Origin of the sequence: Kitasatospora sp. NPDC058218 (genome assembly GCF_042882445.1) — a bacterium.
Taxonomy (GTDB): Bacteria; Actinomycetota; Actinomycetes; order Streptomycetales; family Streptomycetaceae; genus Kitasatospora.
Window position 1 is genome coordinate 5,934 of the sequence record NZ_JBHVWC010000087.1, and the last position, 15,077, is coordinate 21,010.

Annotated in this window: 17 protein-coding genes; 7 read left to right on the top strand and 10 right to left on the bottom strand. The window is 70.5% G+C overall.

Annotated features, from left to right (window positions below; all coding sequences use genetic code 11):
- Positions 1-100: 100 nt before the first annotated feature.
- On the bottom strand, positions 101-1,354 hold the full coding sequence (locus tag ACFVYI_RS37995; RefSeq protein ID WP_387894118.1) for a hypothetical protein: 1,254 nt from the start codon (positions 1,352-1,354) through the stop codon (positions 101-103).
- Positions 1,344-1,928: a SigE family RNA polymerase sigma factor gene (locus tag ACFVYI_RS38000; protein WP_387894119.1), complete on the bottom strand. Its 585-nt coding sequence runs from the start codon at positions 1,926-1,928 to the stop codon at positions 1,344-1,346. Before ACFVYI_RS38000 ends, ACFVYI_RS37995 begins: the two co-directional genes overlap by 11 nt.
- Positions 1,929-2,624: 696 nt before the next feature.
- Between ACFVYI_RS38000 and ACFVYI_RS38005 the strand changes: the two genes are divergently transcribed.
- Positions 2,625-3,806, top strand: coding sequence for an RICIN domain-containing protein (locus ACFVYI_RS38005; RefSeq protein WP_387894121.1), 1,182 nt, complete (start codon positions 2,625-2,627; stop codon positions 3,804-3,806).
- Positions 3,807-3,872: 66 nt separating this feature from the next.
- Here ACFVYI_RS38005 and ACFVYI_RS38010 read toward each other — a convergent pair whose 3' ends face one another.
- The 4 genes from ACFVYI_RS38010 to ACFVYI_RS38025 all read right to left on the bottom strand — a co-directional run bounded on the left by ACFVYI_RS38010 (position 3,873) and on the right by ACFVYI_RS38025 (position 6,686).
- A complete protein-coding gene (locus ACFVYI_RS38010; protein WP_387894123.1) occupies positions 3,873-4,277 on the bottom strand; it encodes a hypothetical protein in 405 nt (134 codons plus the stop codon).
- Between the two features lie 262 nt (positions 4,278-4,539).
- Positions 4,540-5,346: an aminoglycoside phosphotransferase gene (locus ACFVYI_RS38015; RefSeq protein ID WP_387894125.1), complete on the bottom strand. Its 807-nt coding sequence runs from the start codon at positions 5,344-5,346 to the stop codon at positions 4,540-4,542.
- A 90-nt stretch (positions 5,347-5,436) separates the two neighbouring features.
- Complete coding sequence (locus ACFVYI_RS38020) at positions 5,437-5,568, bottom strand: hypothetical protein (protein WP_380582427.1); 132 nt, start codon at positions 5,566-5,568, stop codon at positions 5,437-5,439.
- Positions 5,565-6,686: a radical SAM protein gene (locus ACFVYI_RS38025; protein ID WP_387894126.1), complete on the bottom strand. Its 1,122-nt coding sequence runs from the start codon at positions 6,684-6,686 to the stop codon at positions 5,565-5,567. Before ACFVYI_RS38025 ends, ACFVYI_RS38020 begins: the two co-directional genes overlap by 4 nt.
- A 393-nt stretch (positions 6,687-7,079) precedes the next feature.
- On the opposite strand from ACFVYI_RS38025, the gene ACFVYI_RS38030 reads away from it, so the two are divergent.
- Together ACFVYI_RS38030 and ACFVYI_RS38035 are read left to right on the top strand one after the other, a co-directional pair.
- On the top strand, positions 7,080-7,808 hold the full coding sequence (locus tag ACFVYI_RS38030) for a GntR family transcriptional regulator (protein ID WP_387894128.1): 729 nt from the start codon (positions 7,080-7,082) through the stop codon (positions 7,806-7,808).
- 399 nt (positions 7,809-8,207) lie between these two features.
- Positions 8,208-8,534 carry a hypothetical protein gene (locus ACFVYI_RS38035; RefSeq protein WP_387894130.1) on the top strand — a complete coding sequence of 109 codons (327 nt, stop codon included), beginning with the start codon at positions 8,208-8,210 and terminating at the stop codon, positions 8,532-8,534.
- Between the two features lie 237 nt (positions 8,535-8,771).
- Here the strand turns inward: ACFVYI_RS38035 and ACFVYI_RS38040 are convergent, their stop codons facing one another.
- The gene (locus ACFVYI_RS38040; RefSeq protein ID WP_387894132.1) at positions 8,772-9,080 is read right to left on the bottom strand and encodes a hypothetical protein; all 309 of its coding nucleotides are present in this window, start codon (positions 9,078-9,080) and stop codon (positions 8,772-8,774) included.
- A 134-nt stretch (positions 9,081-9,214) separates the two neighbouring features.
- On the opposite strand from ACFVYI_RS38040, the gene ACFVYI_RS38045 reads away from it, so the two are divergent.
- Positions 9,215-9,421, top strand: coding sequence for a hypothetical protein (locus tag ACFVYI_RS38045; protein WP_387894133.1), 207 nt, complete (start codon positions 9,215-9,217; stop codon positions 9,419-9,421).
- Here ACFVYI_RS38045 and ACFVYI_RS38050 read toward each other — a convergent pair.
- Entirely contained in the window at positions 9,406-10,170 is a 765-nt protein-coding gene (locus ACFVYI_RS38050; protein ID WP_387894135.1) for an alpha/beta fold hydrolase, read from the bottom strand. The genes ACFVYI_RS38045 and ACFVYI_RS38050 overlap by 16 nt on opposite strands.
- Positions 10,171-10,393: 223 nt before the next feature.
- Positions 10,394-11,941 (bottom strand): putative Ig domain-containing protein, encoded by a 1,548-nt coding sequence (locus tag ACFVYI_RS38055; protein ID WP_387894136.1) that lies wholly within the window; start codon positions 11,939-11,941, stop codon positions 10,394-10,396.
- A gap of 805 nt (positions 11,942-12,746) precedes the next feature.
- Between ACFVYI_RS38055 and ACFVYI_RS38060 the strand changes: the two genes are divergently transcribed.
- A complete protein-coding gene (locus ACFVYI_RS38060) occupies positions 12,747-13,244 on the top strand; it encodes a hypothetical protein (RefSeq protein ID WP_387894137.1) in 498 nt (165 codons plus the stop codon).
- Positions 13,244-13,633: a winged helix-turn-helix domain-containing protein gene (locus ACFVYI_RS38065; protein WP_387894139.1), complete on the top strand. Its 390-nt coding sequence runs from the start codon at positions 13,244-13,246 to the stop codon at positions 13,631-13,633. The genes ACFVYI_RS38060 and ACFVYI_RS38065 overlap by 1 nt, the downstream gene beginning before the upstream one ends.
- Before the next feature lie 89 nt (positions 13,634-13,722).
- On the opposite strand, the gene ACFVYI_RS38070 is transcribed toward ACFVYI_RS38065, so the two are convergent.
- Positions 13,723-14,133, bottom strand: coding sequence for an ester cyclase (locus ACFVYI_RS38070; RefSeq protein ID WP_387894141.1), 411 nt, complete (start codon positions 14,131-14,133; stop codon positions 13,723-13,725).
- Positions 14,134-14,230: 97 nt separating this feature from the next.
- Here ACFVYI_RS38070 and ACFVYI_RS38075 point away from each other — a divergent pair, with 97 nt between their 5' ends.
- On the top strand, positions 14,231-14,911 hold the full coding sequence (locus ACFVYI_RS38075; protein WP_387894142.1) for a TetR/AcrR family transcriptional regulator: 681 nt from the start codon (positions 14,231-14,233) through the stop codon (positions 14,909-14,911).
- Positions 14,912-15,077 lie beyond the last annotated feature (166 nt).

The window sequence follows — 15,077 nt, forward strand, 5'->3', positions numbered from 1 at the left end:
CCGCCCCGCCGCGCCGGCGGTGTGGGGGGGGCTGGGGGGCGGGGCATTTTCGCGGGGGCCGGCGCCGCGGCCCGGGGGGGGGGGGCGCGGGGCCCGAGGGTCAGGACCGCCAGGCGGGATCGGTGACGATCGCCTTGAGCTGGTCGAGGCTCAGCGCGGGCGTGCCGGGCCGGGCGGTGTAGCCGTTCTCGCCGTTCTGCTCGGAGATCGACACCTGCCGACCGTCCGGGAAGTACGCCGTGGCCACCCAGTGGAGGACCGGGTCGACGGCGGTCTTGCCGTTCCCGAACCGGTTGAGCACCACCAGCGTCCCGTCGGGCAGCAGCTCGTGGACCTCCAGCGGCGTCGGGAGGCCCTCCTCCACGGCCTTCCGCTCCGCCAGCCCCCGCGCACCGGGCGGCTCCACGAACACCGAGAGCAGGCTGCCGCGCTCCTCGAAGGCCACCAGCAGGTTGGCGCCCTCACCGCCCTGCACCACGGTGTGGGTGGCGCCCGGCGGAAGCAGCGGGGCCACTCGGGCGATCAACTCGGCTGCCGACGGGCCCTGTTCGGCGTTCGGCGACGCGGCGGGGCTCGGCGGCCTGGGCGGGTTGGCCCGCGCCGGGAGCGCGTCCAGGACCCGCTCCCAGGCCGGCGCGGTCACCAGTGCGCGCAGTTGCTCGGCGTCCAGCGGAGGATTCTCCCGGTTGGACGCGGACGGCTGGCCGTTGTGCTCGATGATCTGGACCCGGCGGCCGTCCGCCGCCGCCCAGGTCGCCCGCCACTCCCGGTGGTCCGCGCGGCTCCGGTCCCGGAGCTTGTCGATCACCACCGCGGACCCGTCGGGAGCTTTGGTGCGCTCGCAGGAGTCCTGCGGCATGCTGAACGGGTCCATGCAGACGGCGCCCGCGTCCGGCAGCAGCTCGGTGCGGTCGACGGTGAAGGAGATCCAGCTCTCCCCCTTGCCGTCGTCGAAGGCGAGCGTGCCGCCGGTCTCGTACGGGTCACCGGTGCCCCCGGGCACGCCGGGTGTCCCCGCGTACATCACCTTGACCGAGCCGGGCGGCAGCAGGCCGCTCACCAGCTGCACCACCTCCTCGGAGGACATGTGCACCGCCGGCTCCGCCGGCCCGGCCACGTCCGACCCTCCGGCGCCCACCACGAAGCCCCCGGTGACCAGGACCAGCAGCGCCAACCCGCCGGCCAGCAGTGCCCGCCGCCGGTTGCGCCACCGCCGGCCGCGCCGCTCGGCGCCGGCGGCGAGCAGGTACAGCGCCGGCTCCGGCGCCAGGGCGGCCGCACCGTGCAGCGCACGGGCGAAGTCGGCCCCGAGGGCGTCCGTGCGGCCGTCCTCGAACTCGTCGTCAACTGGCACGGCGAAGCACCGCCTTCTCGGTGGTGGGGTCGGGTTCGCCCGGCCCCGGGCGGACGGCGACGAAGTCGTCGCCGAGCGTGTCGCGCATCCGGGCCAGCGCCCGGCTGCTCCGGGAACGCACGGCCGTACTGCTCAGCCGCAGCGCGGCCGCCGTCTCCTCGACGCTGCGGTCCTCCCAGAACCGCAGCACCAGCACGGCCCGGTCCTGGGCCGGCAGCTCCCCCAGCGCCCGCAGCAGCGTCAACCGCAACGCCGGGTCCGGGTCGTCGACGGCGACCTCGGGGACGGCGTCCACGACCCGCTCGGAGCTGCTGCGCCGGCGCCGGTGCGAGAGGAAGGTGTTGACCAGCACGGTCTGGGCGTAGCCGCTCGGGTTGTCGAGCCGGGCTATCCGGCGCCACTTCACGAAGATCCGGCCGAGCGCCTCCTGGACGAGGTCCTCGGCCAGGTGCGCGTCGCCGCCGGTGAGCAGGAAGGCGGTGCGCAGCAGGTGCCGTCCCCGGGACGCGACGAAGTCCGGGAAATCGGGCGGCGCCGGCTTGGCCGCGGTGTCCGCGCTCGGTGTTTGGTCCATGCCCTTCTAACGCCGTTGACCCCCCGTCATGTGGCAGCCCTCGGTCAACGGTCTTCGACGGCCGCCCTGCGCCGGCCGTGGGCGGCGCTGCCGCCGGTCGGCGGGGCGGGCGGCTCCGGCACGGCGTTTTCCGGCAGGCGGAGTCGAAGGCCGCACGTGCACGATCACGGCGTTCGGGGTCGGCCGATTCAGCGGCGAACCAGCCGCATTCACCCCGCCGGAATATCCGCGGGTCGGCGGGAGGAATCGGCCGAAAGTCGGCCGGAACAGAACGACCACCCAGGTGGTACCACTCGGCCGCGGTGGCCGGAATTCTTCCTTTCGGGCCGTCGACAGGCCGTGGTACGAATGATCAGCACGTCCACGTACGCAGAGGTCGAGCCGCCATCGGGGCCCGGGAATCGGGGCCGGTGGCCGTCCTCTCTCCATCGCCGACGCCGGGGGGCCAAGGCCGGTACGCCGTGTTCCGGCCACGCTTTTCCGCGTCATGCGGGTGTTCCACAAACGGGGGGGACGAATCACCATGGGGGAATTCTCCGGATCGGGCCCGGCGGAAAAGCCGGCAGTTCCGCTGCCGTCGCCGCTCCTGCCGGCCACCGGCACCGACCGACCCACGCCGTTCGAGACGAACGCGTGGCGGAACCGACCCTCTGCCGCGCGTCCGCACGTCCTCGATCGCCAAAGGTAGGCACCATCATGTCTCTTTCGCGTCCCCGCGCCGCATGGCTGACCGCCCTGTTCGCCGCCACCGCCACCGGCGGGCTGCTGGCCGCGCCCACCCAGGCCGGCGCCGTCGTCGGCGACGCGGCGCCGAACGGCTCCTACGCGTTCACCGCCAAGATCGACATCGGCAACGGCAAGCGCGCCTGCACCGGGGCCCTGGTCGACCGGTTCTGGGTGATCACCGCTGCCAGTTGTTTCGCCGACAACCCGGAACAGCCGACCACCGTCCCCGCCGGGAAGCCGGCGCTGCCGACCACCGTCACCGTCGGCCGCACCGACCTGACGACGACCGCGGGCCAGGTCCGCGACGTGGTCGAGCTCGTCCCCCGCCCCGACCGCGACCTCGTCCTCGCCCGCCTGGTCAACCCGGTCACCGACGTCGCCCCGCTGGCCGTCTCCACCACCGTGCCCGCCCTCGGCGAGGAGCTCCAGGTGCCCGGCTACGGCCGCACCGGCACCGACTGGCTGCCCGACCAGTTGCACAGCGCCGCCTTCACCGTCGCCGCCGTCCAGCCGACCGGCCTCGACATCGCCCCCAAGGCCGGCACCGCCGCCGCCCTCTGCAAGGGCGACACCGGCAGCCCGGCGGTCCGTACCGTCAACGGCAAGGCGGAGCTGGCGGGCGTCACCAGCCGGTCCTGGCAGAACGGCTGCCTCGGCAGCACCGAGACCGCGCACAGCGGCGCCGTCGACGTCCGCGTCGACGACCTCGGCAGCTGGATCCAGCAGGTCCGCGCGACCGACTGGAAGACCCCGCTGGTCAACGCCAACAGCGGCAAGTGCCTGGAGATCGACAACTCGCAGCTGGTCAACGGCGCCCGCGCCCAGCAGTGGACCTGCTACGACATGCCCACCTCGCGCTGGACCTTCCACTGGGTCGGCGACAGCTGGGAGGTCGTCAACTCCAACAGCGGCAAGGCGCTGGAGATCGCGGACTCCCTGAAGACCGACGGCGCGCCCGCCCAGCAGTGGAGCTACGCCGGCATCGCCACCCAGAAGTGGGACCTGGTCAAGGGCGCGGCCGGCTACGCGCTGAAGAACCGCAACAGCGGCAAGGCGCTGGAGATCGACAACTCGCTGAAGACCGACGGCGCCCTCGCCCAGCAGTGGACCTACTACGGCATCCCGACCCAGGAGTGGGCCTTCTCCTACTGATGCCCTCCGGCGCCGTGTGACGCCTCCGGCCCCGGGGCCGCCCGGTTCCCGGCCGGGCGGCCTCGGCTACGGCCAACCCGTCGGCTTCTCCGTCATGGTGGCCCTGGCCTCGGCGATCGCGACGCAGGCCCGCTTCACCTCCGTGGTGACCCAGCCGTACGGCAGTGGCCCCTGCGCCCTGAGGGCGGCGGCCTGCCGCTGGAGCTCGCGGAGCGCGCCGCCCTGGGCGCTGGACAGGCCCATCTCCTGGTAGTCGCCGAGGTCGGTGCCGCCGTCGAGGGACGCCTGCAGCCAGGGCGTGATGCTCAGGATGCAGTCCGCCACGGGGCTCACCTCGGACGGGCCGGCCGAGGGTTGGCCGACCGAGGGCGGGCCGACCGCCGGTGGCGACGCCGTCGTGACGGCCGCTCCGCCGCACCCCGACACCGCCGCCACCACCACGACCAGACCGGCCACGAGCCTCATCCGCATGCCCGCAGTGTGGGCCCGGTCGGCCGGTCGCGCCAGAGGCCGGACCGGCTCGGGTCCGCCGCCGTAGACTCCCCCGGTGAGCGACGACCCCCTGAACGCCGCCGACGCGGAGGCGGCCGCGTGAAGCTCCCGCGGCTGGTTCAGAAGGTCACAACTGCGCTGCACACCGACGGGTTGATTCGAACCGAGACAGGGATGGGCAGCTTCGTCACGGGCCCGGCAAAGAAGCAGCCCCGCCCGGGCGAACCCGGGCGGGGCTTGATCACACCTTCCGGTAGTCCCGCCACGCGTGCGCGGCGGCAACCATCCGGGCCGTCCAGGGATCGGGGTCGTGCCCGCCGATCTCGTCCCAGACGTTGGCATTGGCGTTGGCGAACGCCGTGATCCCGTCGACGGGGGCGTACTGCCACGCGGGGACGCGCGAGGCCCAGTGTTCGGCCGATGCGGGTTCGTGCCCACCGGACCCGATCAGCCAGATCACCCAGTACCCGGCGTCCAGCCACGGGGCGCCCTTCGTAGCCCAGGCCCAATCAACGACGTAAGCCCGCTCACCCCTCACGAGAACGTTCGTGTTGTTCCAGTCGGTATGGAGCAGCGCGTCCCCGAGGAAGTAGGCCAGCTCCTTGGGGCGTTCCACATACCGTTCCAGGCGCTGCTCCGCCTGCCTCAGCTCGATTGGCGGGCACGGGATTCGCCCCAGGCGGTGAAGCACGTCAACGACCTTCGGCAGGTCGGACGACTCGGGCCGGTAGTCAGCGTGGTGGCCGTCAACCACTTCGAAGATCAGAAGGTCCCACCCGCTGGATTCGACGCGGGCGATCAGGGCGGGCGTGACCCCCCGGACGTAGGGGTTCACTTCCGCTTCACGCCGCTGAGTCCAGACACGGTGGTGGTCAGCCCGGAGTCCCTTCACGTAGTACTCGCCGGTCTGAGAGACGAGCCGGGTGGCGATCTCGCTGTTGTATCCCTCGCTCGCCGATTCGACCTTCAGGACAGGACCGGTGTGCGATTCGACCGCCGCTCGCACGGTGGCCGGCAGCTCCGCGTAGGGGATTCGGGTGGTGGTCACAGTTGTCCGTTCGCTCTGTCGTGACGGGCCCCGGACGGGCCCCCTGTCTGAACGCGGCAGACCCGTCCGGGGCACGGTCACGCTACTGGGTTACTGGTACGGGTTGTCGTCGCCGCAGCCCGGGACGGTGGCGACGCCGAAGGCGTCCATGTCGTCGATGAACGAGATCTCGTCGTCCTCCTCCGTACGGGTGGCGGTCATCTCGACCATGACAGCGGTCATGCTGCACTTCCCTTCTGTCCGTGCTGGCAGTAACTCCTGAGTGGTGCCTTCGCCTCCTGGTAACGCTGAGCAAGCGGCCGGCACACCGAGCACTTCTCGGAGAGCAAGCAGCCCGTGCAGCCACCGGTGCGAAGCATGAGCCGGTCAGCGATAGCGCCGAGCCGGGAGAGCCCGCGGGCTCCTTCGGTCATCAGGTTGATCTGTTCGTCCCTGCCGACCTTGCAGATACTTGCCAGGCCGTGCGGGTCGACATGCAGAAACGTGTGACCGGCGTTGCAGCCCTTGAAGGGTTCTCGGGTGGTCAGGTGTTCGACCGACTGGGAGGGCAACGACTCGGCGCCGCCGTCGATCGTCGGCGACATGTGGGCGTACTCCTTGTAGGGGAGCCCCAGTTCACCCGCCCAGTCCCGCATGCGCTGCTGCTCGTGTGCGCTGCGGGATGTGATGATCAACGACAGCTCCAGCGGAAGGCCCGCTTCGATGCCCGCCGTCAGCCCGTTGGAGAACCGCTTGAAACTCCCACGACGCCTGGTGAGCCCGTCGTAGGTCTCCGGAGTGGCCCCGTACACGGAGAGAGAGATCCTGTAAGGGCGTCGCGTTGTGAGCGCGTCCAGGATCTTGGCATTGCCGAGCCGGGACCCGTTCGACAGGATCTCGACCATCATGCCCAGCTCGTGAGCAAGTTCGTACGACGGGATGAACCCCGGGTCGATCAGCGGTTCCCCGCCAGTGAGCTGCAACCACAACACCCCGGCGTCGCGGAGTGTGTGGAGCATCCGTAACTTGTCTTTGTTGGCGAGACCGGCGAACTTCTTCTCTCCCAGGTAGCAGTGCTCACAGTCGTAGTCGCACCCCTTGTTGAGTTCCCAGCTTGCCCGACTGTGCCCGTACGGCGGCGCTTGCCGAATCAAGACGGCGTCGCTGATCTGTCGACTCGGGAGCGCTACACCCCACCGGCGATCAGCAGCGTCCACCAACCACGCCGGGCATGCACCACCGGTGGTGCTGCCGTGTTCCAGCTCTCGAAACTTAGACTCCGGAATCTTGATGCTCTGGAGCCTGTCGGGCCGCAGGACTACGTACCCGCCCACGAACGAGGCGGCAATCACGTCGTGCACGGTTCCTCCGGTGAGATCGTGACGCCCATCGGGGTGTCCAGCCGTCGAACATCTGGACCCGTTCCAGCCGACCAGCTCTCCACGGGGGTAGCCGGCTGGAACGGGAGTCTCACGCGCTCCGGATGGACCGATCCGGCATACGCACCCGTGTACTCGCCGACTCGTCCGGTCCGCCGGTCTCGTACCGCCTCCCGGGTTTGAGGTCGGTGGATACGTCGACTCCTCGTCGCTACGTGCGACATTGCCGCCCCCTCCGGAGCTTCGCACCGACAGCTCCTGAGCTTCCGTCAGTGAACTAGTCCAGCATGGAGAGTGGCCTAGTTCAGCCGCTACGGTTGCGAGTGAACTAGTCTGCTCTTGCGAGGATCGCCCACCAGATGGAAGCGAGCGAGCATGCCCACCAAGACACCGAAGACGTGGTCTGTGATCGCAGACCACTACCGCCAGCGGATTCTTTCGGGGGAGCTGGAGCCGGGCGCGAAGCTGCCTAGCAACAAGGAAATCGCCGGCCGTTGGAACGTTGCCGTGGCCACTGTCAGTCGAGCACTCCAACACCTTCAGGTGGAGGGCTACGTGCGCACGTCACCGCGTGGAACGTTTGTCGCAGATGACCCGCGTGTGAGTGCCAGCAGTCGGGATCGCCTTGCCCGCGTGCAGAGGGTGCAGTCCAGCCTCATGGATGGTGAGACCAGCCGCGTGACTGCCGCCGAGCTTGTAACCCCGCCGCTGTATGTCGCGGACCTGTTCGACCTGGAGCATGGCGCTCAGCTCGTGCGTCGCGAGTTCATCACAGGGCGCGGAAAGTCGCGCACTCTCTTTTCAGTGTCCTGGTACCCGGCACACTTCGCCGCGCTGGTGCCCGACTTGCTGAACACGGCCCCAGGACGCAATGACGGCATCACGGCACGGGTCCTCGAAGCCACAGGCCGAACCATCACATCGGCTCGTGACGACATGCACGCACGCACAGCGGACCAACGTGAGGCTGCGGCTCTGGCCGTGCCCGTCGGCAGCGCAATCCTGGCTCTCGTCCACCGTTGGTCCGACGACGAAGGGGTGATCGAGTACACGGAGTCCTGCCTGCCCGCGCGATTCACCATCGGCTACGAGTACACCCCGTAGACGCTGACGAAACGCAAAAGGACCCCAGCGGAAGCCCGCTGGGGTCTCTTGCACTTCAGGACCGCTTGCACCTCCTCTGCCCCAACTTCGACCCCCCCTTAAGAGGTGCCTTTCTCCGGGTGCCCTCAGCACCGAGTGGCCTACTTGGCAAGGCAGTTGAAGCTCTGGGGGCGCATGGGTCCGGCACCACACCCAGGGCGCGTATTTCGAGCTGGGGCCGGGATCGCTGGCGGGCAAGGCTGGGAACTTTCGGAGCGCCCTGCCCAGCCTCGCGCCAATGGAATCCTGCGATGGCTCCACACGGGTGACACGACGTCTGAGTACGAACATCTCGGGGCATCGTGGTCACGACACGCCCCGGCCCCCTTGGGCGTGAAACCGCCCGAACAAGGGAGCCTCATGCGCATTCGCAACACCGTGGTCGCCGCTACCGGCGCACTGCTGCTCGTACTGGCAGTGCCGACCTCCTCCACCGCCGCCACCGGTGACTTCCTGTACAAGGTCGGGTCCGGCACCCCCGCCGGCATCGCCGACCCGACGAGCGGCGAGTGCATCAACCTCCCGGGTACGACCGAGGAGGCACCCGGGTTCGCGCCGGACAACACCACCACCTCGAGTGTCAAAGCATTCCTGGACTTCGACTGTAACGGTGACACCTTCTACGTCATGGACCCAGGCAAGAAGCTCGGCGACGACACCAAGATCCGCTCGGTCGTCTTCGACTGACACGCCCAGCTGCCCCGGCGCGGACTTCTCAGAGCCCGTGCCGGGGCGTCGTGCTGTCGTACCGAAAACAGCGTCCAAACCACCACTTCACCACAACGGGTGCCCATGCCGCCGCTGTGAGGCAGTAGTGCCAGCAGGGCGCCCGGAGCGAGGGCCCGGGAAGGGCCGTAGGCAGTCGTTTGCGGGCATGGGAAAGCCCCGGCAGGCTCAGGGCCATGCCGGGGCTGTGAGGGATTGTTACGCAGCCTTGGCGGGCTCGTGGATGCGAAGGCGCGATCCCGGAACGCTCGGCTCGCCGCCCATCGGCGGCTCTGAGATCTCGTCCGCCGGGTCATGGTCGATCTCGACCGTGATCTCGAAGCCCGTCGGGTGGTTCACGCCTCCCTGCTTCACCATGCGCCTACGCGGGAACAGTCGCACCACCACACCATGCTCTGCCAGCATCTCGCGCCGAGCGACGTCGTCAGCGGCGTGCCACTCGTCGGCCACGGTGCGACCGGTTGGGACGCTGTACCAGACTGCGGGCCGTTCGGGTTGCTTCTTCAACTCCGCGATCTTGTCGGTGATCCGCTTGTACTCGCGCTGGAACCGGGCCGTGTCCTCCTCGGACTCGTACAGTCCGGCCTGCCGGTCGGCACGCCAGCTACAGCGGTGGGGACGACAACTGCGTCGAGCTCGCCATGCCCAGCGGCCCGGTCTCGTACGTTCGCGACTCCAAGGACCCCTCAGGCCCTCACCGCCGCAGCCCATGCCGCGTTCATCACCGCCACCGCCGCCGGCGAGTTCGACTTCGACCTGCTCTGACACGCCGCCCCGACAGAGACGGTCCGGCGCGCCCAGGCGCGCCGGACCAAAAAGCAGTGCCTCTGTCCTACCGGCCGAGGTAGCGCTCGACGGCCGCCGCGAGGGCCTGCGGGGACTCCTCCGGCGCGTAGTGGCCCGTGTTCTGGAGCACTTCGAGCTGAGCGTTGGGATACCACTGCATCCAGGTGGCCTGTTTGGCCTCCGGCCCCATGGCCGGGTCGTTCGCGCCGGCGATCAGCAGCACCGGGACCGGGTTGCCCTTGACCCGCTCATGGAAGTCCTCACGTGCCCAGGAGTTCAGATAGGCGCGGAAGGCCTTGGCGGAGGAGCGCTCCACCGAGCGGCTCACCATGGCGTCCAGCCAGGCGTCATCACGCTGCCCGCCGGAGGTGTTGTCGATGATCGCTCTACGGTTGGCAGGATTGTCCGCAGCTCCGGCGAACAGCTCCCAGGTCTCCTTGTCCAGCGGGAAGCCGGACGCCGGCACCGCCGAGATGCCGATGATCGAGCTGACGCGCGACGGGGCGTCCAGCAGCATCAGTTGGGCCGCTTTGCCGCCCATGGAGTGGCCGATGACCGAGAAGGTCGGCCAGCCCAGGTGGTCGGCCACGGCGAGGGCATCCTCGGCGACCTCTTCCATGGTGAAAGCGCCGTCGGTCGCCGTCGCCTCGCCGTACCCACGGCAGTCCAGGAACGCGTAGCTGAACCTGTCCCCGTCGAGGTGCTCGCGCATCAGGTCGTAGCTCGACCGGTCGCCGAACCAGTGGTGCAGCAGGAGGACTCGTTCGGATCCGCTGCCCTGTACGTCGTGCGGAATGACCTGGCCTGTCACAACGTCCCCTGATGCCGAGATGGTTGCTCGATTCGGAGGCGGGAGGCCACCGACGGCGTCGAGTCTCGCGATCTCCGCCAGGACAGGTCAACGCGCCACGCACGCCGACCGGCGAAGGTTGGGGCATCAGGTGGACACGGCGAGGATCTTCGCCTGTCACCGACGCAGAACAGCCGGCCGCCCGGAGGGGTTCCGGGCGGCCGGCCGATCGACTACCGCTGCCTCAGCCGGTCTGCACCGAGGTGTCGTCGATCACGAAGCTGGTCTGCAGCGAGGCGTCCTCGGTGCCCGCGAACTTCACGGTGACCGACTGGCCCGCGTAGGACGAGAGGTCGAACGTCCGCAGCTGGTAGCCGGCCGCCGCGTCCGCGTTGGAGTAGGTCTTCAGCGCGGTGCCGTTCGCCGTCAGGGCCAGCTTGTCGTACACCGTGGAGCCGGACTCCGCCGTGTCCACGTGCAGGTAGAAGCTCAGCGTCGCCTTGCAGCCGGCCGGGATGGCCACCGTCTGCGAGAGGTTGTCCGAGTGGGTGGAGCCGTAGCCGTTCAGCCAGGACTTCCACGAACCGCCGTGCGCGGCCTGCGAGGCGCTGTTGTCGACGACCCCGCTGGAGGCGGTCCACGGCGCCGCGCTGCCGGTCTCGAAGCCCGCGTTGCCGAGCAGCTGCGCCGGGGTGCAGGTGCCGCCACCGCCGCCGGAGACCGTCCAGCTGAAGCTCGCGGTGCCGGTCTTGTTGGCCGCGTCCTTCGCGGTCACGGTGACGTTGTAGGTGCCGGCGGTGGTCGCGGTGCCGGTGATCTTGCCGGTGGAGCCGATCGACAGCCCGGCGGGCAGGCCGGTGGCCGAGTAGGTCAGCGGGGCGGTGCCACCGGAGGCCGAGATCTGCAGGCTCACCGCGCCGTTCAGCGCCGTGGTCTGGTTGCCCGGGTTGGTCACCGACACGCTGGTGCCACCGGCCGGCTTGGTGAGCAGGCAGCCGCTGACGTTGAGGTCGATGGCCCGTCCGGTGCCGAGGCAGGTGGTGAACCAGTACGTCTCCTCCCCGTAGCTCTGGCCCTTGGTGGCCTTGGTGGTGCCGTCGGCCGCCACCTCGCACGGGTTGTTGAGGGTGCACATCGCGCCGTCGTCGTTGCCGGTGTTGTTGATGCCGACGATCTTCTTGGTGGCGGCGTCGACGATCGGCGAACCGGAGGTGCCGTGCGTGGTGTTGCAGCCGGCGCTGTAGCGCAGCGAGTCGTGCCAGGTCCACTCGTCCTCGCGCAGGGTGTCGACGAACCCGTTGATCGAGCAGTTCCACACCTGCTTCCAGTACGACGAGGGTATGTACATCGCCGAGCCGTCGACCGGGTGCGTGTCACTGATCGTCAGCGCCGTCGCGCTGTACTTCGACGTGATGGACGCGAAGGTGTCGGTCAGCTGGTACAGGGCGACGTCGGTGCCGGTCATGGTCGCGTAGAGCACCTTGTCCGCCTGGACGGTGCCGAGCGAGGATCCGGCGGCGTTGAGCAGCGTGCCGCTGCGGCTGACGCTCTGGTTCTGGACGACCTGTCCGGCCGACGGCATGGTCGGCAGGCAGTGGCCGTTGGTGAGCATCAGGGCCCGGTCGGTGTCGACCGACGAGGGGTAGCGCACCAGCGAGGCGGAGCAGTTGCTCAGCGCGATGGTGGACGTGAGGTCGCCGGCCTGGACCGCCTGGGCGGGGGAGGCGGCGAGGGTCAGCCCACCTGCGACGACGGCGCTTGCGCCGGCGATGGCGGCAAGTCTCTTGAACATGCTTCTCCTTGTGGGGGATTGCGGGGCGTACGACCGGTCGCGGACGCCCGCGCCGCACGAAAGTGCCATGCCCACTTCAACAAGGTCAACCATGCCGACAGAACTCGCGTCGCCGATTCCGCGCCGACTCCTCTCCCCCGCCGCCGTGTTCACCGCGGCCGCGGCCCATCACCCGAGGTCGTGGCCCCGCACCGCACACCGTCACCCGCTCCCCGGCCGGCGGGAGACCTGCGCCACACCGTCGCGCCACGGCCCGCGGAACGGGCCCGTCGGCACCCGGTTCGCCACGGGGACGACCCGGGAGAAACCGGCCGATGACGGTGCACCAGCCCGCGGTCGAGCCCGGCCGACGGTGCGTCACTTTGCCGCGCCATCAACTCTTGACCGCCATGTACTTTGCAATGCAAAGTACATGAGGCGCCGGGTGGCGCCCGCCGTCCCGCCAGCGGCACGGCGCGACACACAGGGGGACGATCATGGGAACGCTCGCACCGAACGCCGCCGCACCCGGGAGCCCGGCAGGGCCCGCGGAGCTGCTGGCCGGCGCGGAGGGTTTGCGCACCCGGGTGCGCACCCGCCTGGGAGGATCCGGGGTACCACTGCTGGGCTTCGGCCTGCTCGCGCTGGCGGCCGTGCCGTTCGCCCGGCAGGCGTTCAACTTCGGCGCCCACGGACGCAGCGTCGCCTCCTACCCGGTCTTCGCCTACACCGAGTTGACCGGTTCCTGCGTGTCGCACGCACCGGACGCGGCCTGCCTGGCGGGCGAGTTCGACGGGGCCGTGCTCCGCTTCGTGGCGTGGGGGGTGTGGTTCGCCTGCTCCCGCTGGCCTGGCTCGCCCTGGCCGCCTGGTACCGGCGGCGAGGCGAGGCGCGGGGGATCGTGCCCCGCCGCGGCGCCTGGCTCGGCGCCGGCCTCGGCGCGGCGGTCCTGGTGACCGCCGTCCTGCTCGCCCTGTTCCTCGCCCGGACGCAGGCCGCCGCGCTCGACGTCCTGGCGAACGCCTACGCCTCGCCCTGGTACGTGGTCGGCATCGGGCTGCTGGTGCTCGGCCTGGTCGAACGCAGCTGGACCGTCGTGGGCGCCGCCCTCTCCCACATCGCGCTGCTCACCGCCTACCTCGGGGCCTCCTGGGGCAGCGGCTGGAACCCGTGGATGGCGGCGGACGGCTCCGGCTGGGCCGACGGCCCGCAGCTGAAGGCGTTCCTGCTCGCGGCGATCCTGCTGGGGACCGGGCTGGCGCAGTGGACGAGCGCCCGCCGCCGGGTCGTCGCCGGCACCTCGGCGTCCAGTACGGTCGCCTGATGAGCACGGCAGAGGCGCCCGGGGAGCCGGACGGCGGCGCACCGGACGAGAGCGACGGGCCGCACCCGACGCAGGACCTGGACGACACCGTCCACCAGCGGGTGCGGCTGGGGGTCCTGACCGTCGCCCGCGAGGCCGACCGCGTCGAGTTCGGCTTCCTGAAGAGCCAGCTCGCGGTCACCGACGGCAACCTGTCCCGCCATCTGAAGGTCCTGGAGGAGTCCGGCCTGATCGCCGTCGCCAAGGGCTACGCGGGCCGCCGCCCGCGGACCTGGATCAGCCTGACCCCCCGAGGGGGCCGGGCCCTGGACCAGGAGCTGCGGGCCCTGCGCGAGCTCGTCCGGCGGCTGGACTCCCACCGGCCGCCGACGGAGCCGTCGACGGCGTGACGGGCGCGGGTCGCGCGAAGGGCGGCGAAGGCGCGGGCGGGCGGGCGGGCGGGCGGCGATCGTCGGCCCGCCCGCCCCGCCTGCTCCCCTCACTCTCCCTTGAGCTGCTGCACCAGGCCGAGCCGGTCGATGACGGCGTGCCGCTCGCTGATGCGGTCGCCGACAAACCGGAACAGGGCGAACGCCTCCGTGCTGACCCGCTTCCCGGTGGCCGGGATGCCCATCAGCGGGCCGGAGTGAGTGGCGGTCATCCGCCAGCGCACGACGACATCCTCGCCCTCGGCCAGCAGGTCAAGGATCTCGAACGACGGGTCGGCGTGGGTGGCGTGCACCGCGGCGATGGCGTCCTTGAAGCCCTGCGGACCGCGCACGTTCTGGTGCTGGCCCTCCGTGGTGACGAAGTCGGCGGTGAACAGCTCGTCGGCGACAGCCAGGTCGCCGGCCTCAAGCGCCTTGTAGAGGCGGCGGATCGCATTCTTGCGGTACTCGACGGTGGTCATCCGGGTTCCCTCCCGAGGTGGATTACTGAGTGATCCGTCAGTAAGTTAACCTCTTCCTGAGCGATTACTCAAGAAGTTATGGAGAACGGAGCCGGACGTGGCCCAGGCACGACGCGGTCGACCCTCGACCGGAGTACGGGAGGCGGTGCTCAAAGCCACCGAGGAGGTACTCGGGGACGCGGGCCTGGCCCTGTCCACCAAAGAGATCGCGCGCCGGGCGGGCGTCGCGGAGTCGAGCATCTTCTACCACTTCGGCGACCGGCTCGGCCTGCTCCAAGCCGTCATCGCGCTGCACCTGCCGGCCTTCGCGGACGCCACCGCCGTCCTCGGCGAAGGCGACCTCCCCGCCAACAACGACCCCACGGCCGCCCCTGACACACACGCCCCCGCCGAGCACGACCCCACGGCCGACCTCACCGCCCTGCTTCGCGGCCTCGAACGGTTCTACCGCGGGATCATGCCGATCCTCGGCGCCCTCCAGTCCGACGCCCAGCTCAGAGCGCTGCTCGCCGAGCGCGGCGGCGAGATCGGCCCCCACCTCGCCCTCGGGGCGGTGGCCGACGCCCTGCGCGCCCGCCAGAGCGCCGGCCGCCTCCCCGCCGCGCTCGACCCGACCGCGGCCGCGCTCGTCCTGGTCGGCGCGGCCTACCAGCGCGCGCTCCACGGCCACCTCCTGGGCGAGGCCGCCGACCGCCTCCTCCCCCCGGTGGAGACGGTCGCCCGCACCCTCGCCCCGGCCTTCGCCCAGGACCTCGCCCCGGACGGCACCGTCGGGTGAACCGTCAGGCGTCCCGGACCTTGACGCCCGCTCGGAACCACTGCGCCGGGGCCTCCGGCCGCACGGCGAAGCGGCCCCCGGCCGCTAGGCCCGCGGGCGCCGCGAGGCCCCGGGGGGGCCCCCCCCCCCCCCGCAAAGGGTGGGGGGATCTGTGTGCCTGAACCGG